The following is a 17,074-nucleotide window of genomic DNA, read 5'->3' as shown; positions in this document are numbered from 1 at the left end:
CTCTGCATCATTTCCGCTGTCGTAGGAGAATTACGCATTTGCTTCAACTTTTTGAAGTTGTAACAGCGGCAGGAGTCGTTATGGATCATTTGCAGTCGATGCGCGTGTTCGTCAAGGTTGCGGATCTCGGCAGTTTCGCCCGGGCGGCGAGCGCAATGGACATCTCCAATGCGGTCGCGACGCGTCATGTCGCCGATCTGGAAGGCCGGCTCGGCACGCGCCTGCTGAACCGTACGACACGCAGCCTTTCGCTGACGGAGTCGGGGCAGGTCTATCTCGAGCGCGCGCGACAGATTCTCGACGAGCTCGAAGATGTCGAGCAGATGGTGGTCGCGCGCAATCACGAGCCGGTCGGCACGTTGCGGATCGTCGCGCCCGTCGTGTTCGGGCTGCACAACCTCGCGCCCGTGCTGCAGTCGTACACCGAGAATTTTCCGAAAGTCGTGCCGGACCTTACGCTGGTGGACCGCCAGGTCGATCTCGTCGAGGAGGGGTTCGACGTCGGCATCGTCGTCACGCGGCAGATGCGCAGCGCGAGCATCGTCACGCGCCGGCTGACCACCGGCTGCATGACCGTCTGCGCGACGCCGAGCTACCTCGAGAAGCACGGCGTGCCGACCCACCCGGAACAGCTCGCCGAGCACCCGGCGCTGAGCCTGCCGACCGAATACTGGGGCGACGAGCGCGTGTTCACCGGCCCGGACGGCGAAGTGCGCGTGCGCCCGACCAACGTGATCGTCGCGAACAACACCGCGATGCTGCGCCAGTTCGCGCTGCTCGGGATGGGCGTTGCGATCCTGCCGAGCTACCTGATCGGCAGCGACATCGCGCGCGGCGCGCTGGTGCGGCTGCTGCCGGATTTCCGGCTGCCGCAGGTCGAGATCAACATCGCGTACCCGAGCCGGCGCCATCTGCCGGCAAAGGTGCGCACGTTCATCGACCATCTCGTCGAATATTTCAGCCGCGCCACCGATGCGGTGATCGGCGAGCAGTGGGCGGCCCAAGGTACGTCGTCCGCGCCGATCGGTGTCGAAATGCGCGCCGACCCGGCCGAGTCGACCGACCCCAACCTGCAGCCGCGGCTTGCGCGCGCGCCGCGCGGGCGAGCCGCGGTGCCGTCGCCGCTGTAACGGCGGCGCGGCCGGCGGCCCACAGCGCCGACGCAAATAAAAAACGCGGATCGAGCAATCGATCCGCGTTTTTTTGTCGATGCGTGCCGCAGCGGGCGGCTGCGGCGGTCGCGCCGTTACGAGCCCGTCTTGCGCGCCGTCGTCTTGCGGGCGGCGGTCTTGCGAGCCGGTGCCGGTTTCTCGTCGGCGCCTTCGGTGACGGTTTCTGCATCCTTCGTCGCCGATTTTGCCGTCTTCTTCGCGGCGGCGGCCTTCGGCTCCTTCTTCTCGAACTCGAAGCCGATCTTGCCGTCCGGCTGTTTCACGAGGAATGCCTTGAAATTGCGGCCCGTGCGCGACGACTTGAAGTTCGGCAGCAGATCGGTGCGGCCGTCGGCCAGCAGCTTCGCCATCTGCTCGCGCGTGATTTCCTGCTGGAGGATCACCTTGCCCGAGCGGAAGTCGCAGGTCTTCGGGTTCGCGACCGAGTGCTCGCACACATAGCTCATCCCGTGCTCGAACACGCGGCCGTTGCACTTCGGGCACGCGCCGACCGGCTCCTGCGCGGAGAAGTCGGGCGCTTCGCCCTCGTCGCCGCCCTGGTCCTGGCCGAAATCGAACTCGAGCTTGTAGTTCTTCGTTTCATCGTCGAACGACAGCTTGAGGATCGCCGAGAACGGCCGCCCCATCTTGCTGCGGAAACCGGACAGCGGCCCGATGGTCTTCTCGCGCAGCAGCTCCTCGACTTCCGCGATCTCGAACTGCCGGCTGCCCGGAATCTTCGAGATCGAGAACTCGCACTTCGTGCAGGCGAAGCGGCGGTAGTTCTCCTTCACCTGACCGCCGCAGTTCGGGCACGGCGTCTCGAGCGTCGCGTAGTCGCCCGGGATCGTGTCGGAGTCGTATTCCTTCGCGCGCTTGACGATCTGTTGCGTCATGCGGGCGATTTCCTGCATGAACGCGTCGCGGCCGAGGTTGCCGCGCTCCATCTGCGACAGCTTGTATTCCCATTCGCCGGTGAGCTCGGGCGCGGTCAGCTCTTTCACGCCGAGCCCGCGCAGCAGCGTCATCAGCTGGAATGCCTTCGCGGTCGGGATCAGCTCGCGGCCTTCGCGCACCAGGTATTTCTCGCCGAGCAGGCCTTCGATGATCGCCGCGCGCGTGGCCGGCGTGCCGAGGCCCTTCGCGGCCATCGCCTCGCGCAGCTCGTCGTCCTCGACGAGCTTGCCCGCGCCTTCCATCGCGGACAGCAGCGTCGCTTCCGAGTAGCGTGCGGGCGGCTTCGTGACGAGCGCGACCGCCGCGATCTCGTCGGTCTTCACCTTCTCGTCCTTCTGCACCTGCACGAGGTTCGCGTCCGCGCCTTCGGCGTCGCGACCGTACACCTGCAGCCAGCCCGGCTCGACCAGCACCTTGCCTTCGGTCTTGAAGTGATGGCCGGCAACTTCGGTGATCCGCGTCGTGACGCGGAACTCGGCCGCGGGGAAGAACACCGCGAGGAAGCGCTTCACGACGAGGTCGTACAGCTTCTGTTCCGGCTCGGACAGCGACTTCGGCGCCTGCAGCGTCGGGATGATTGCGAAGTGATCGCTGATCTTCGAGTTGTCGAAGATCCGCTTGTTCGGCTTCACCCAGCCCTTGTCGAGCACCTGCTTCGCGTGCGGCAGGTAGTTGTGGCTCTCCTTGAGCATCTCGAGCGTGGACTGCACCGTCGCCAGATAGTCTTCCGGCAGCGCGCGCGCGTCGGTACGCGGGTAGGTCAGCACCTTGTGCTTTTCATACAGCGCCTGCGCGAGGCCCAGCGTGTTCTTCGCGGAAAAGCCGAAACGGCCGTTCGCCTCGCGCTGCAGGCTGGTCAGGTCGAACAGCAGCGGCGACAGTTGCGTCGACGGCTTCGATTCCTCGCTGACCGTGCCGATCTGGTCGCGACACGCGGCGACGATCGTTTCGGCGGCCGGCAGGCTCCAGAGGCGCGAGTCGCGCTTTTCCGGATCGAACTCGTCGCGCTTGAACTTCGGATCGAACCACTTGCCTTCGTAGAAACCGGCCGCGCACGCGAATTCGGCGCGCACTTCCCAATAATCGCGCGGGACGAATCGGCGGATTTTCTCTTCACGTTCGACGACGATCGACAGCGTTGGCGTCTGAACGCGACCGACGGTCGTCAGGAAGAAGCCGCCGCCCTTGCTGTTGAACGCGGTCATCGCGCGCGTGCCGTTGATGCCCACGAGCCAGTCGGCTTCCGAGCGGCAACGTGCGGCATCGGCGAGCGGCTGCATGTCGTTGTCGCTGCGCAGGTGCGCGAAACCGTCGCGGATCGCCTGCGGCGTCATCGATTGGAGCCACAGGCGCTGGACCGGCTGCTTCGCCTTCGCGTGCTGCACGATCAGGCGGAAAATCAGCTCGCCCTCGCGCCCCGCGTCGCATGCGTTGATCAGGCGATCGACGTCCTTGCGCTTCATCAGCTTGGTCAGGACTTTCAGTCGCGATTCGCTTTTTGCGATCGGGTTCAGGTCGAAATGCGGGGGGATGACGGGGAGATGAGCGAAACTCCATTTCCCGCGCTTGACCTCGTACTCTTCCGGGGCGGCGATTTCCAGCAGATGGCCGACTGCGGACGAGAGCACGAATTCGTCGCTCTCGTAGTATTCGTCATGCTTGGTAAAGCCGCCCAAAGCGCGCGCGATGTCGTTCGCGACAGAAGGCTTTTCCGCAATGATCAGTGCTTTGGACATGACAGGTGTGTGTTGGTAGACCGGGTTCGCCGGTGTGGGGACCCTTTTACGACGGCTTTATAGCACACGCCGCAGCGACGGCGGGTTGGCGTGTAAAAAAGCGGCCCATCATAGAGGGGGGCTGCAGCGGCGGCAAGCGCCTGGCCCGGCAGCACGCGTCGCGGCGTGCGGCGGGGCCGGACGGACGCCCGCTCAGGCCTCGACGTTCAGGATATTGCGCAATTTCGGTGCGTGCGGCGCGCCGGGCACCGCGCTCAGGTCGGACAGCATCCGCTCGACGATCGCCGCGTGCGGCAGCACCGTGCCGAAGAAGCGCGCGGTGTGCGCATCCTCGATCAGGATCGTCGGGAAGTTTTCGACGTCGAGGTCGTCGAGCTGGTCGGCATGGGTTTCGATGTCGATCCACGCGAAGCAGGCGTCCGGATGAGCGTCGGCGAGCTGGTCGAAGGCCGTGCGGTAGTCGCGGCAGGTGCCGCACCACTCGGCGCACAGGCAGGCGACCAGCAGCGTGTCGGGATCGGCGAGGCGCTCGGCGATCCGATCTGCATCGGTGTCGAGATTCAGCGCGGGCATGGAATTCCTTCGATATCGTCGGCGGCGCGGCCGCCCCTATGCCGGGGACTGTAGCACGCCGGACGGCGGTGGGGTGGGCGCCAAATCAAGCCGCGCGAAGCGTCCGCCGGCCACGCTGGCGACGCGTCCGGCCAGCTCCAGCGCGAGCAGCGCGCGGTGCAGCACGTCGTCCGGCAGGTCGCTGTGCTCGGCGAGCCATTCGTATGTGACGGGGCCGTATCCCAATGCGGCGAGCACGGCTCGTTCGGCTGGATCGTTCGCGGGCACGCATGCGGTTCGTGGCGGCGTGGAGCTGGCATCGGCTGCGGTGTCGGTGTCGGTGCCGGAAGATGCCGCTGCTCCAGTGCGGCGCTCGCCCGCGCGAGGCGCGGCGGCGGCAGATGCATCGTGGCGGTTGGAGCAGGAACCCGCATCGGCCGCCGCGCCGCCGGCCTGCGTCGCAGGTTCCCCGAGCCCGTACTCCTCGAGCACGTCGAGCGGTGTGGCGGTGAGCTTTGCACCGTCGCGGATCAGCGCGTGGCAACCCTGGGCGAGCGGTGCGTGAATCGAGCCGGGCATCGCGAACACGTCGCGGCCGAGTTCGTTCGCGAGCCTTGCGGTGATCAGCGAGCCCGAGCGCGGGGCGGCTTCGACCACCAGCGTGCCGACCGCGAGCGCGGCGATCAGCCGGTTGCGCTGCGGGAAATGCGACGCGCGCGCGGGCGTGCCGAGCGGCCATTCCGAGACGATCACGCCGTGCGCGGCGATCTCATGCGCGAGCATGCGGTGACGCGCCGGATAGACGAGATCGGCGCCGGTCGCGATGACCGCGATCGTGCCCGAGCGGCCGTCGAGGCCGCCGCGATGCGCGGCGCCGTCGATGCCGAGCGCGAGGCCCGACGCGATCGCCAGGCCGGCGTCGGACAGCACCTGCGCGAAACGCGTCGCATCGGCGAGGCCCTGCGGCGTCGCGTGGCGGCTGCCCACCACGGCGATGCTGCGCGCGTGCAGCAGGTCGACCCGGCCCTTTACATATAGCAGCGGCGGCGGATCGTGCAGGTCGCGCAGCCGCGGCGGGTAGGCCGGATCGGTGAGCGTGACGATCGCGTTGCCCGGCGCGTCGAGCCACGCGAGCGCGGCGTCGGTGCGCGCGTCGAGGTCGTCCCGCTCGCTCGCGTGCACGGCCCGCGCGGCGGCCGGGCTCGTGTGCTCGGCAATGGCCGCGTCCGACGCGTGCAGCAGCGCCGCGGGCGTGCCGAATGCGTCGAGCAACACGCGCAGCACCGCCGGCGCGATGCCGGGCGCATGCGCGAGTTGCAGCCATGCGCGCAGCATGGTCGCGGTCAGCGCTTGCGGCGACATGAGATTGCGCCCGAATGCGACGGCCAGCGCGGCGCGTGGCGCCATGATAAAATTTTCATCATCCGAAATACTCGACGGGGCCGCGCGCACGGGCGTCCGGCCAGTTGCAGGAGGCATGACGCGCGGCATTGATATGCCGTGCGTTCGCCTCATCTTCATTGCATCCCGGCAATGGCGCCACTCGGCCGGATGGCCGATAGGGCACGCCGCCCACCCGAATACCGAACACCATGGCTTTGCTGAACATTCTTCATTACCCCGACAAGCGACTGCACAAGGTCGCCAAGCCCGTCGACAAGGTCGACGACCGCATCCGCAAGCTCGTCGCCGACATGGCCGAAACCATGTACGCGGCGCCCGGCATCGGCCTCGCGGCGACGCAGGTCGACGTGCACGAGCGCGTGATCGTGATCGACGTCTCCGAAGAAAAGAACGAGCTGCGCGCGTTCATCAATCCGGAGATCGTCTGGTCGAGCGACGCGAAGCAGGTGTACGAGGAAGGCTGCCTGTCGGTGCCCGGCATCTACGACGAAGTCGAGCGCCCGGACCATGTGCGCGTGCGCGCACTCAACGAGCGCGGCGAGCCGTTCGAGCTCGACTGCGAAGGCCTGCTGGCGGTGTGCGTGCAGCACGAGATGGACCATCTGATGGGCCGCGTGTTCGTCGAATACCTGTCGCCGCTGAAGCAGACCCGTATCAAGACGAAGATGAAGAAACTCGAACGCGCGATGTAACGCGTGCGCGCCAAGCCCTCTCGAACGCTGTCATGACCCATACGTTGCGCGTGATTTTTGCCGGCACGCCGGAATTCGCCGCGGCCGCACTCGCCGCGATCCACGAGGCCGGTTTTCCGGTGCCGCTCGTGCTCACCCAGCCCGATCGTCCTGCCGGGCGCGGAATGAAACTGCAGGCGAGCGCGGTGAAGCGCTACGCCGTCGAGCACGGCATGCCCGTCGCGCAGCCGCCGTCGCTGCGCCGCGCCGGCAAGTTCCCCGCCGAGGCCGCCGAGGCGATCGAGCTGCTGCGCGCGACGCCGCACGACGTGATGGTGGTGGCCGCTTACGGCCTGCTGCTGCCGCAGGAGGTGCTCGACATTCCGCGCGCCGGCTGCATCAACATTCACGCGTCGCTGCTGCCGCGCTGGCGCGGCGCGGCGCCGATTCATCGCGCGATCGAAGCCGGGGACGCCGAAACGGGCGTCACGCTGATGCAGATGGACGTCGGCCTCGATACCGGTGCGATGATCGACGAGGCGCGCATCGCGATCGCGCCCGACGACACGACCGCGACGCTGCACGACCGGCTCGCCGCCGACGGCGCACGGCTGATCGTCGCCGCACTCGAGCGGCTCGAGCGCGACGGCGCGCTGCCCGCGACGCCGCAGCCGACCGACGGCGTGACGTACGCGGAAAAAATCGGCAAGCACGAAGCGGCGCTCGACTGGCGCAAGCCGGCCGACGTGCTCGCGCGCCAGGTGCGTGCGTTCGACCCGTTCCCGGGCGGCGTCGCGACGCTCGACGGCGCCGCGATCAAGCTGTGGGCCGCCGAGCCCGTGGCCGCGCGTGGCGATGCGGCGCCCGGCACGATCGTCGAAGCCGCCCCGGAAGGGGTGATCGTCGCCTGCGGCGCGGGCGCGCTGCGCGTGACGCAACTGCAGAAGCCGGGCGGCAAGCGCTTGCCGGCGCGCGAATTCCTGGCCGGCTCGCCGCTCGCCGCGGGCCAGCGTTTCGCATTGCCCGACGCCGCCTGAGCATCATTCGACACGGGATGCCGGCCGGGCGCAATCGGCCGGATGGCCGAGTCGCGCCGCACGGCGGGCGCGCGTAGAATTCCCGTGCGTTTCCCGGTTACGAGGCTCCCATGTTCGGCATCACCCACTTCGGCTTTTTCGTACTCGCGGTTTTCCTGCTCAACATCACGCCTGGCCCCGACACCGCGTACATCGTCGGCCGCAGCATCGCGCAGGGCCGCGGCGCGGGGCTGATGTCGGCGCTCGGCATCTCGGCCGGCGCCTGTGTGCACACGCTCGCATGCGCATTCGGGCTGACCGCGCTGCTCGCCGCGTCGGCCGCCGCGTTCACGGCGATCAAGCTCGCCGGCGCCGCGTACCTGATCTACCTCGGCGTGCGCATGATCATCGCGAAGCAGGACGGTGCGCCGGCTCCTGCCGCCGCCGCGCAGCCCATCGCCGCGAAGCCGCTGCGTCAGCTGTTCATGCAGGGTTTCTGGACCAACGTGCTGAACCCGAAGGTCGTGCTGTTCTTCGTGTCGTTCTTCCCGCAGTTCGTGTCGGCGGGCAGCCCGCACAAGGCGCTCGCGTTCCTCGCGCTGGGCTCGGTGTTCGTCGTGATGAGCACCGTCTGGTCGTGCATCGTCGTGTGGATCGCCGGCGGTGTCACGCAACGCTTTTCCGGCAAGCCGGGCGTCAAGAAGTGGCTCGACCGCACGGTCGGCAGCGCGTTCGTCGGCCTCGGGCTGCGGCTCGCGGCCGCGCAACGCTGAGATTGAATTTTTCCGGCGCGACCTTATCTAACAAATCGCTTACAATTTTCCGCCGCCCGTGACGGTGCGGCGGGTCCCCTGACGGATAAGGAGTGGGTATGTTCAATTGGGTCAAAACGGCGATGCTGATGGCCGCGATCACGGCCCTGTTCATCGTGATCGGCGGGATGATCGGCGGCTCGCGTGGCATGACGATCGCGCTGCTGTTCGCGCTCGGCATGAATTTCTTCTCGTACTGGTTCTCCGACAAGATGGTGCTGCGCATGTACAACGCGCAGGAAGTCGACGAGGCCACGGCGCCGCAGTTCTACCGGATGGTCCGCGAGCTCGCCACGCGCGCCAACCTGCCGATGCCGCGCGTCTACCTGATCAACGAGGATGCGCCGAACGCGTTCGCCACGGGCCGCAACCCCGAGCACGCGGCGGTCGCCGCGACGACGGGCATCCTGCGCGTGCTGTCCGAGCGCGAAATGCGCGGCGTGATGGCGCACGAGCTCGCGCACGTGAAGCACCGCGACATCCTGATCTCGACGATCACGGCGACGATGGCCGGCGCGATCTCGGCGCTGGCCAACTTCGCGATGTTCTTCGGCGGCCGTGACGAAAACGGCCGGCCGGCCAATCCGATCGCGGGGATTGCGGTTGCGCTGCTCGCGCCGATCGCCGGTGCGCTGATCCAGATGGCGATCTCACGGGCGCGCGAGTTCGAGGCCGATCGCGGCGGCGCGCAGATTTCCGGCGATCCGCAGGCGCTCGCCACCGCGCTCGACAAGATTCATCGCTATGCGGCGGGCATTCCGTTCCAGGCGGCCGAAGCGCATCCGGCCACCGCGCAGATGATGATCATGAATCCGCTGCACGGCGGCGGCCTGCAGAACCTGTTTTCCACGCACCCGGCGACCGAGGAGCGCATCGCGCGCTTGATGGAGATGGCGCGTACCGGCCGCTTCGATTAGGGCCCCCGCAAGCCCGTTATCAGCGTGAACAGGCTCTAAGCCGCCCCTCATTCATCGCCCACACCCCGCATGCCTCGCGCTGCGGGGTGTTTCATTTGCCGCGCCCGCAAAGGGGCCGCATGGCCTCACGCTACAATGCGCGGTTTGGAATCGCGATGCCCACGCGGCGGCCCGGTTCCCGCCGCTCGCGGCGCCCGTTTGCCGATTTCGCTCCGATGACACGAACCCGTTCCTCCGCCCCGTCTTCCTCCGGCCGCGCTGCGCGCCCGTCCGCGCTGCGCCTCGCGCCCGATTCGCTGGGCTTTGCGCTCGACGCGGCCGCGCAGGCCGTCGATGCCGTGCGGCGCGGCACCGCGTTGCCGGCGGCGCTCGCCACGGTGTTCGCGCAGATGCCGGCCGATGTCCGCGCGTTCGCACGCGGCGCGACGCAGGACGTGGCCTATCGAACGATGCGCCGCCTCGGCAGCGCCGACTGGCTGATCGGCCGGCTCGTCAGCAAGGCGCCGCCCGCGCACGTGCACGCGGTGCTGGCCGGCGCGCTCGCGTTGCTGCTCGATCCCGCCGATGCGGCGGCGTATCCGGCCTTCACGGTCGTCGATCAGGCCGTGACGGTGATCGGCGCACGGCGCGAATACGCGTTCGCGAAAGGGCTGGTCAACGCGGTGCTGCGGCGCTTCGAGCGCGAGCGCGATACGCTCGTCGCGGCGCTGCAGGACGATCCGGTCGCACGCTGGAATTACCGCCCGTGGTGGATCGACGCGGTGAAGCGCGCGTGGCCGGATGCATGGCAGGCCGTGCTCGCGGCCGGCGATCGGCAGGGGCCGCTCACGCTGCGCGTGAATGCGCGGCGCGCGAGCGTCGACGCGTATCTCGACACGCTGCGCGCGAACGGAATCGACGCGACTGCGATCGGCCGTCATGCGGTGCGGCTCGCGTCCGCGCTGCCGGTCGATCGCATTCCGGGCTTTGGCGACGGCGTCGTGTCGGTGCAGGATGCCGGCGCGCAGCTCGCGGCCGAATGGCTCGGCGCGCGCGACGGCATGCGCGTGCTCGACGCCTGCGCGGCGCCGGGCGGCAAGACCGGGCACATCCTCGAGCTGGCCGATGTCGACGTCGTCGCGCTCGAAAGCGATGCGGCCCGCGCCGAGCGCATCGGCGAGAATCTCGCGCGCCTGTCGCTGTCCGCGGACGTGCGCGTCGGCGATGCGGGCGCGCCGCAAGCGTGGTACGACGGCCGCCCGTTCGATCGCATTCTGGCCGACGTGCCGTGCTCGGCGTCGGGCATCGTGCGTCGTCATCCCGACATCCGCTGGCTGCGCCGCGAAGCCGACATCGCCGCGCTCGTCGCGGAGCAGCGCCGCATCCTGAGCGCGTTGTGGCCGCTCGTGAAGCCGGGCGGCGAACTGCTCTACGTAACCTGCTCGATCTTCCCCGATGAAGGCGAGCTGCAGGCGCGCTGGTTTGAAGCCGCCTGTGAAGATGCGGTACGATTGGACGCGCCCGGCCAACTGCTGCCGGGCGGCGTGCGCGGCGCGACGGCCGGCGCACTCGACCCGACCACCGATCACGACGGATTCTTCTACGCGCGGTTTCAGAAACGGTGACGATCAAACACCCTTTTCCACTTCGGCTCGCGGCCGTCCTGTTGGTGGCGCTGGCGCTGTGCCTGACCGTCGTGCGGCCGGCGCGCGCCGAGTCGATCGCCGTGCAGCGTGCGTCGCTGCAGGCTGACGGAAGCGGCTGGAGCCTCGATGCCCGCTTCGACTTCGAGCTGAATCCGAACCTCGAGGATGCGGTGAACAAAGGCATCCCGCTTTACTTCACGACCGACTTCGAACTGAGCCGCGCCCGCTGGTACTGGTTCGACGAGCAACCGGTGTCGGTGGCGCAGACGATCCGCCTGTCGTTCCAGCCGCTCACGCGCGAGTACCGCGTGTCGACCGGCGGCCTGCAGCTCGGCTTCCCGTCGTTGAAGGACGCGCTCGCGGTCGTGCGCCACATCACGTCGTGGCACGTGATCGAGCGCAACCAGGTGCGCGCCGGCGAAACCTACACGGCCTCGGTGCGCATGCAGCTCGACACGGCGCTGATGCCGAAGCCGTTCCAGGTCGACGCGGTGAACAACCGCGACTGGACGCTCGTGTCCGACTGGAAGCGCTTCAACTTCACGGTGACCGAACGTGCTAAATAAAGTGCGCCGCGCGGCCAGCGGGAAGAGCCTGCTCATTCGCGTGATCGTGTCGACCGTCGCGCTCACCGCGCTGCTGCTGCTCGTGCTGCTCGCCGCGGCGAGCGCGAACACCGAGTTCTTCGACCGCTACTACTCGTGGCTGTACGCGATGAACATCATCGTCGCGATCGTGTTCCTGCTGGTCGTGCTCGGGCTGATCGGGATGATCGTCGTGCGGCTGAGGAAGGGCAAGTTCGGCACGCGGCTGCTCGCGAAGCTCGCGGTGTTCTTCGCGCTCGTCGGCGTGGTGCCGGGCGGCATCATCTACATCGTGTCGTACCAGTTCGTGTCGCGCAGCATCGAGTCGTGGTTCGACGTGAACGTCGAAACCGCGCTCACCGCCGGCCTGAATCTCGGCCGCGGGATGCTCGACGCGTCGCTGTCCGATCTGCAGACGAAGGCGCGCCTGATGTCCGATCAGCTCGCGAGCGTCGATGCGAACACGAACGGCACGACGCTCACGCTGCTGCGCCTGCGCGACCAGTTCGGCGTGCAGGACGCGACGATCGTCGAGCCGAGCCGCGCCGGCTCGGGCGCGGCGCCCGACCTGCACATCGTCGCGCAGGCGTCGGGCAATTTCGCCGCGCTGATTCCCGACGACCTGCCGACGCCGCTGATGCTGAGCCAGGCGCGCGAGCACGGCGCGTACGCGGCGATCGAAGGGGAAGTCGACGGCGACCCGCGCGCGCACGGCGCGAAGGGCGCGCTGCGGCTGCGCGTCGTGCGGCCTATCCCCGACGCGTCGACGTCGCTGCTGCAACCGGCGGAGCGCTTCCTGCAGCTGACGCAGCCGGTGCCGCCGACGCTCGCGCACAACGCCGACGCGGTGCAGCGCGCCTATCGCGAATATCAGGAAAAGTCGCTGGGCCGCACCGGCCTGCGCAAGATGTACATCGGCACGCTGACGCTCGCGCTGTTCCTCGCGACCTTCATCGCGATGATGCTCGCGCTCGCGCTCGGCCAGCAGCTCGCGCGGCCGCTGTTCCTGCTCGCGCAGGGCACGAAGGAGATCACGGAAGGCGACTACACGCCGAAGCGCGAGATCAAGTCGCGCGATGAGCTCGGCTTCCTCACGCAGTCGTTCAACGCGATGACGCGCCAGCTGTCCGAGGCGCGGCTGGCGGTCGAGAAGAACCGCATCGCGCTCGAGCATTCGAAGACGTATCTCGAAAGCATTCTCGCGAACCTGACGGCCGGCGTGTTCGTGCTCGATCGCCAGTTCCGGCTGACGACCGCGAACCGCGGCGCGGAGCGGATCTTCCGGCAGCCGTTCGGCTCGATGATCGGCACCGCGCTCGACCGGATCGGCGTCGTCGCGGATTTCGGCGCGATGGTGCGCAAGGCGTTCGCCGATCGCGAGGCGGCGTCCGACGGCGCGAGCGGCGATCGCGGCCATTGGCAGCAACAGTTCGCGGTCGTCGTGCCGGGCGAAGCCGATCCGCTCACGCTGCTCGTGCGCGGCACGCGCCTCGTCTCGACGGTCGAGGGCGAGGCGGACGATCCGCAGACCTCCGGCTACGTGGTCGTGTTCGACGACATCTCCGACGTGATTTCCGCGCAGCGCTCGGTTGCATGGGGCGAAGTCGCGCGACGGCTCGCGCACGAGATCAAGAACCCGCTCACGCCGATCCAGCTGTCGGCCGAACGGCTGCAGATGAAGCTGTCCGACAAGCTCGAGCCGCACGATGCCGACGTGCTCAAGCGTGGCGCGACGATGATCGTCAATCAGGTGGCGGCGATGAAGCGGATGGTCGACGACTTCCGCGAATACGCGCGCACGCCGCCCGCGGTGCTCGCGAGCCTGCAGCTGAACGAGCTGGCGAGCGAGGTGCTCGGGCTGTATGGTGTCGGCGAAGGCAAGAGTGCGATCGTCGCGGAGCTGGCGCCGTCGCTGCCGGTGATCCGCGGCGACGCGACGCAATTGCGTCAGGTGATTCACAACCTGCTGCAGAACGCGCAGGATTCGGTCGCGGAGGTCGCGCATCCGCGTGTGTTGATCGAAACCAAGACAGTAGAATATGGCGATCCCGACGCCGAGGGCAAAACGCGCGTCGCGGTACGTCTGACCGTGTCCGACAACGGGCCCGGTTTTCCGGCACGCATCCTGACCCGTGCGTTCGAGCCTTACGTGACGACGAAGGCGAAGGGCACGGGGCTCGGACTGGCCATGGTCAAGAAAATCGTGGACGAGCACGGCGCACGGATCGATCTGCGCAATCGCATGCACGGCGAGATCGTCGAGGGTGCGCAGGTGTCGATCCTGTTCCTGCAGATGGCGAGCGATGCGCCAGGCGCCGAACCCGGCGCGCAGGGCGGGACGGCACCCGCCAACACAAAAGCAAGTGTGCAGACAAAGGCAGCGTAAATGGCAACCATCCTGGTGGTAGATGATGAAATGGGCATCCGGGAATTGCTCTCGGAGATCCTCAGCGACGAAGGACATGTCGTCGAGGCGGCGGAGAACGCGCAGGCTGCGCGGGAATACCGGCTGAATCAGGCGCCCGATCTCGTGCTGCTCGATATCTGGATGCCCGATACCGACGGCGTCACGCTGCTGAAGGAATGGGCGGCGCAAGGGCTGTTGACGATGCCGGTGATCATGATGTCCGGGCACGCGACGATCGACACCGCCGTGGAGGCGACGAAGATCGGCGCACTCGATTTCCTCGAGAAGCCGATCGCGTTGCAGAAGCTGCTGAAGTCGGTCGAGCACGGGCTCGCGCGCGGCGCGGCGCCGGTGTCCGTGAATGCGGCGGTGAAGGCGGGCGCTGGCCAGGCCGCGGGCCCTGCGGCGATCGCGTCGGCGGCCGCGCTGCCGACGCTCGGGGACGACATGGCGTCGGCGCTCGGTCTCGCAGGCCAGATGGCCGCGATCCCGTTCGACATCCCGTTGCGCGAAGCGCGCGACGCGTTCGAGCGCGCGTACTTCGAATATCATCTGGCGCGCGAGAACGGCAGCATGACGCGCGTCGCCGAGAAGACGGGCCTCGAGCGCACGCACCTGTATCGCAAGCTCAAGCAGCTCGGCGTCGAGCTCGGCAAGAAGCAGTCGGAAGGCGCGGCATAAAAATATTTCACGAAAACCCTTGTGCAAGTATCGGGGGCTCGATATACTTTCATTCTTCGTTGGCCCGGTAGCTCAGTTGGTAGAGCAGCGGATTGAAAATCCGCGTGTCGATGGTTCGATTCCGTCCCAGGCCACCAGCAGTTCCAACCCCAAGAATCGGAAGATTCTTGGGGTTTTTCGTTTGTGGTGGGGTTTCGCAGGCACCGCGGCCGGCCCGGCAGTATTCGTCGGCACGTGATAAAATCCGTGCCCGCTCAATGACTTAGCGCATCGCTAACCGATGCGCGTCCGGGCTGTCGCAACGTGCGGCCGTGGCGCGCGGCAACGCTGCCGCGCGATGGGCGGTATAAGCGCACGGCCGCGTTTGCGGCCGACCGCGCTGCCTATACTGGTCGAGCCGGCAAGGGCCGGCACGCGTCGGACCGCCCGGCGGCAGCCGGCCCCGCGGCGCAGCGCGACGCGAGCCTACACATTCACGGAGTATCACGGTGATTCGGACAGACGCTAAAGACGGCGCGCTCGTGTTGTTTTCCGGCGGCCAGGATTCGGCCACGTGCGTGGCCTGGGCCCTCGAACGCTACCAGACGGTCGAGACGCTCGGCTTCGATTACGGCCAGCGCCACCGCGTCGAGCTCGAATGCCGGGAAGGCGTGCGCGACGCACTGAAGCACCGCTTCCCCGCGTGGGCGGGCCGCCTCGGCGACGATCACATGATCGACCTGTCGGTGCTCGGCGCGATCAGCGACACCGCGATGACGCGCACGATCGAGATCGAGACCGCGGCGAACGGCCTGCCGAACACGTTCGTGCCCGGCCGCAACCTGTTGTTCATGACGATCGCGGCCGCGATTGCGTATCGCCGCGGCTTGCGCGTGCTGGTCGGCGGGATGTGTGAGACCGATTTCTCGGGCTACCCCGACTGCCGCGACGACACGATGAAGGCGCTGCAGGTCGCGCTGAACCTCGGCATGGACACGCGCGTCGTGCTGGAGACGCCGCTGATGTGGCTCGACAAGGCGCAGACGTGGCAACTCGCCGAACAGCTCGGCGGCGCCGCGCTGGTCGAGCTGATTCGCGTCGAGACGCACACGTGCTACGTGGGCGAGCGCGCCGAACTGCACGACTGGGGCTTCGGCTGCGGCGAATGCCCGGCCTGCAAGCTGCGCAAGCGCGGCTACGAGGCCTACCTGAAGGGCGAGCGGGTGACCGAAGCGCCGCTGTGAGGCGGCAGCGCCGGCAGCGCTTGATGGACAACCGATTCTGATCGACAACGAGCGGCGCGAGCCGGACGAAGCACGATGACTTACGCGGTCAAGGAAATTTTCTACACGTTGCAGGGCGAGGGCGCGAACGCGGGCCGTCCGGCCGTGTTCTGCCGGTTCGCCGGCTGCAATCTGTGGTCCGGCCGCGAAGAGGATCGTGCGGACGCCGTGTGCCGCTTCTGCGATACGGATTTCGTCGGCACCGACGGCGAGAACGGCGGCAAGTTCAAGGACGCCGCCGCGCTCGTCGCGACGATCGCCGGCCTGTGGCCGCACGGCGAAGCGCACCGCTTCGTCGTCTGCACCGGCGGCGAGCCGATGCTGCAGATCGATCAGCCGCTCGTCGACGCGCTGCACGCGGCCGGCTTCGAGATCGCGATCGAGACCAACGGCTCGCTGCCGGTGCTCGACACGATCGACTGGATCTGCGTGAGCCCGAAGGCCGACGCGCCGCTCGTCGTCACGAAGGGCAACGAGCTGAAGGTCGTGATTCCGCAGGACAACCAGCGGCTCGCCGACTACGCGAAGCTCGATTTCGAGTACTTTCTCGTGCAGCCGATGGACGGTCCGTCGCGCGACATCAACACGAAGCTCGCGATCGACTGGTGCAAGCGGCATCCGCAGTGGCGGCTGTCGATGCAGACCCACAAATATCTGAACATTCCCTGAGCGACGGCTTTTGACATCGTGCTGATTACCCGAAAACTCGAATTCGACGCGGGCCACCGCATTCCCGATCACCGCAGCCAGTGCAGGAACCTGCACGGTCATCGCTACGTGCTCGAAGTCACGCTGCGCGGCGATCTCGTCGATACCGAGGGCGCGCCCGACCGCGGCATGGTGATGGATTTCGCCGACGTGAAGGCGCTCGCGGTCGAGCATCTCGTCGACAAGTGGGATCACGCGTTCCTGGTCTACGCGCGCGACGAGGTCGTGCGCTCGTTCCTCGAGCAGATGGCCGACCACAAGACCGTCGTGCTCGACCGGATTCCGACCGTCGAGAACCTTGCCGCGATCGCGTTCGACATCCTCGCGCACGTGTACGACGCGCACTACGGCGTGAACCTGCGCCTCGAGCGCGTGCGCCTGTACGAAACGCCGAACTGCTGGGCCGACGTCGAGCGGGAGCCGTCGCGTTGACGGTGGGCGGCGGCGCGGTGGGTCGCTGGCTCGTTGATTTCGTTGATTGGTCGATTCGCAGGCGCGCCGAACTGCTAGCCTGGTGATTCGCTGATTCTCTAGCTCGATGACTCGCTGACCCGCCAACGTGGTCGACCCGCTGACCCACCGCCCCCTCGC

15 protein-coding genes and 1 tRNA gene are annotated in these 17,074 nt (G+C 67.6%); 13 read left to right on the top strand and 3 right to left on the bottom strand.

Annotated elements, in window-relative coordinates; translation table 11 throughout:
* The first annotated feature begins 80 nt into the window (after positions 1 to 80).
* On the top strand, positions 81 to 1,130 hold the full coding sequence (locus C3Y15_RS21480; RefSeq protein ID WP_011886437.1) for a LysR family transcriptional regulator: 1,050 nt from the start codon (positions 81 to 83) through the stop codon (positions 1,128 to 1,130).
* 116 nt (positions 1,131 to 1,246) lie between these two features.
* On the opposite strand, the gene C3Y15_RS21475 is transcribed toward C3Y15_RS21480, so the two are convergent.
* The 3 genes from C3Y15_RS21475 to dprA all read right to left on the bottom strand — a co-directional run bounded on the left by C3Y15_RS21475 (position 1,247) and on the right by dprA (position 5,803).
* Positions 1,247 to 3,844, bottom strand: a complete 2,598-nt coding sequence (locus C3Y15_RS21475; protein WP_011886436.1) for a DNA topoisomerase III — start codon at positions 3,842 to 3,844, stop codon at positions 1,247 to 1,249.
* Positions 3,845 to 4,036: 192 nt separating this feature from the next.
* A complete protein-coding gene (locus C3Y15_RS21470; RefSeq protein WP_011886435.1) occupies positions 4,037 to 4,417 on the bottom strand; it encodes a thioredoxin family protein in 381 nt (126 codons plus the stop codon).
* A gap of 36 nt (positions 4,418 to 4,453) precedes the next feature.
* Positions 4,454 to 5,803, bottom strand: coding sequence for a DNA-processing protein DprA (gene dprA, locus C3Y15_RS21465; RefSeq protein WP_059474634.1), 1,350 nt, complete (start codon positions 5,801 to 5,803; stop codon positions 4,454 to 4,456).
* A 185-nt stretch (positions 5,804 to 5,988) separates the two neighbouring features.
* Between dprA and def the strand changes: the two genes are divergently transcribed.
* The 12 genes from def (at position 5,989) to queD (ending at position 16,915) form a co-directional block, all read left to right on the top strand.
* Positions 5,989 to 6,492, top strand: coding sequence for a peptide deformylase (gene def, locus C3Y15_RS21460; protein ID WP_011886433.1), 504 nt, complete (start codon positions 5,989 to 5,991; stop codon positions 6,490 to 6,492).
* 32 nt (positions 6,493 to 6,524) lie between these two features.
* Positions 6,525 to 7,508, top strand: a complete 984-nt coding sequence (gene fmt / locus C3Y15_RS21455) for a methionyl-tRNA formyltransferase (RefSeq protein ID WP_059474633.1) — start codon at positions 6,525 to 6,527, stop codon at positions 7,506 to 7,508.
* A gap of 110 nt (positions 7,509 to 7,618) precedes the next feature.
* Positions 7,619 to 8,260: a LysE family translocator gene (locus tag C3Y15_RS21450; RefSeq protein WP_059463418.1), complete on the top strand. Its 642-nt coding sequence runs from the start codon at positions 7,619 to 7,621 to the stop codon at positions 8,258 to 8,260.
* Between the two features lie 98 nt (positions 8,261 to 8,358).
* Positions 8,359 to 9,216 (top strand): zinc metalloprotease HtpX, encoded by an 858-nt coding sequence (gene htpX / locus C3Y15_RS21445; protein ID WP_011886430.1) that lies wholly within the window; start codon positions 8,359 to 8,361, stop codon positions 9,214 to 9,216.
* 215 nt (positions 9,217 to 9,431) lie between these two features.
* Positions 9,432 to 10,820, top strand: coding sequence for a 16S rRNA (cytosine(967)-C(5))-methyltransferase RsmB (gene rsmB / locus C3Y15_RS21440; protein WP_034192454.1), 1,389 nt, complete (start codon positions 9,432 to 9,434; stop codon positions 10,818 to 10,820).
* Positions 10,817 to 11,407, top strand: coding sequence for a DUF4390 domain-containing protein (locus tag C3Y15_RS21435; RefSeq protein WP_011886428.1), 591 nt, complete (start codon positions 10,817 to 10,819; stop codon positions 11,405 to 11,407). Before rsmB ends, C3Y15_RS21435 begins: the two co-directional genes overlap by 4 nt.
* On the top strand, positions 11,397 to 13,811 hold the full coding sequence (esaS, locus tag C3Y15_RS21430) for a sensor histidine kinase EsaS (protein ID WP_059463417.1): 2,415 nt from the start codon (positions 11,397 to 11,399) through the stop codon (positions 13,809 to 13,811). The genes C3Y15_RS21435 and esaS overlap by 11 nt, the downstream gene beginning before the upstream one ends.
* A complete protein-coding gene (esaR, locus tag C3Y15_RS21425) occupies positions 13,812 to 14,513 on the top strand; it encodes a response regulator transcription factor EsaR (RefSeq protein WP_014723864.1) in 702 nt (233 codons plus the stop codon).
* A gap of 61 nt (positions 14,514 to 14,574) precedes the next feature.
* Positions 14,575 to 14,650: transfer RNA gene (locus tag C3Y15_RS21420), tRNA-Phe, on the top strand.
* A gap of 351 nt (positions 14,651 to 15,001) precedes the next feature.
* Positions 15,002 to 15,736, top strand: coding sequence for a 7-cyano-7-deazaguanine synthase QueC (gene queC / locus C3Y15_RS21415; protein WP_011886353.1), 735 nt, complete (start codon positions 15,002 to 15,004; stop codon positions 15,734 to 15,736).
* A gap of 75 nt (positions 15,737 to 15,811) precedes the next feature.
* Entirely contained in the window at positions 15,812 to 16,444 is a 633-nt protein-coding gene (gene queE, locus C3Y15_RS21410; protein ID WP_011886352.1) for a 7-carboxy-7-deazaguanine synthase, read from the top strand.
* Between the two features lie 18 nt (positions 16,445 to 16,462).
* The gene (queD, locus tag C3Y15_RS21405; RefSeq protein ID WP_011886351.1) at positions 16,463 to 16,915 is read left to right on the top strand and encodes a 6-carboxytetrahydropterin synthase QueD; all 453 of its coding nucleotides are present in this window, start codon (positions 16,463 to 16,465) and stop codon (positions 16,913 to 16,915) included.
* Positions 16,916 to 17,074 lie beyond the last annotated feature (159 nt).

This window comes from Burkholderia sp. B10, assembly GCF_004368385.1.
GTDB lineage: Bacteria > Pseudomonadota > Gammaproteobacteria > Burkholderiales > Burkholderiaceae > Burkholderia > Burkholderia vietnamiensis.
The sequence above is the reverse complement of the archived record's forward strand: the minus strand, read 5'-3'. Positions and strand labels throughout refer to the sequence as shown.

Bases quoted from the DNA above. Each gene is read 5' to 3' on its own strand.
- dprA (WP_059474634.1), bottom strand. From the start codon at position 5,803: ATGGCGCCACGCGCCGCGCTGGCCGTCGCATTCGGGCGCAATCTCATG.
- C3Y15_RS21470 (WP_011886435.1), bottom strand. From the start codon at position 4,417: ATGCCCGCGCTGAATCTCGACACCGATGCAGATCGGATCGCCGAGCGC.
- htpX (WP_011886430.1), top strand. From the start codon at position 8,359: ATGTTCAATTGGGTCAAAACGGCGATGCTGATGGCCGCGATCACGGCC.
- esaR (WP_014723864.1), top strand. From the start codon at position 13,812: ATGGCAACCATCCTGGTGGTAGATGATGAAATGGGCATCCGGGAATTG.
- rsmB (WP_034192454.1), top strand. From the start codon at position 9,432: ATGACACGAACCCGTTCCTCCGCCCCGTCTTCCTCCGGCCGCGCTGCG.
- fmt (WP_059474633.1), top strand. From the start codon at position 6,525: ATGACCCATACGTTGCGCGTGATTTTTGCCGGCACGCCGGAATTCGCC.
- C3Y15_RS21450 (WP_059463418.1), top strand. From the start codon at position 7,619: ATGTTCGGCATCACCCACTTCGGCTTTTTCGTACTCGCGGTTTTCCTG.
- C3Y15_RS21475 (WP_011886436.1), bottom strand. From the start codon at position 3,844: ATGTCCAAAGCACTGATCATTGCGGAAAAGCCTTCTGTCGCGAACGAC.
- queE (WP_011886352.1), top strand. From the start codon at position 15,812: ATGACTTACGCGGTCAAGGAAATTTTCTACACGTTGCAGGGCGAGGGC.
- C3Y15_RS21480 (WP_011886437.1), top strand. From the start codon at position 81: ATGGATCATTTGCAGTCGATGCGCGTGTTCGTCAAGGTTGCGGATCTC.
- def (WP_011886433.1), top strand. From the start codon at position 5,989: ATGGCTTTGCTGAACATTCTTCATTACCCCGACAAGCGACTGCACAAG.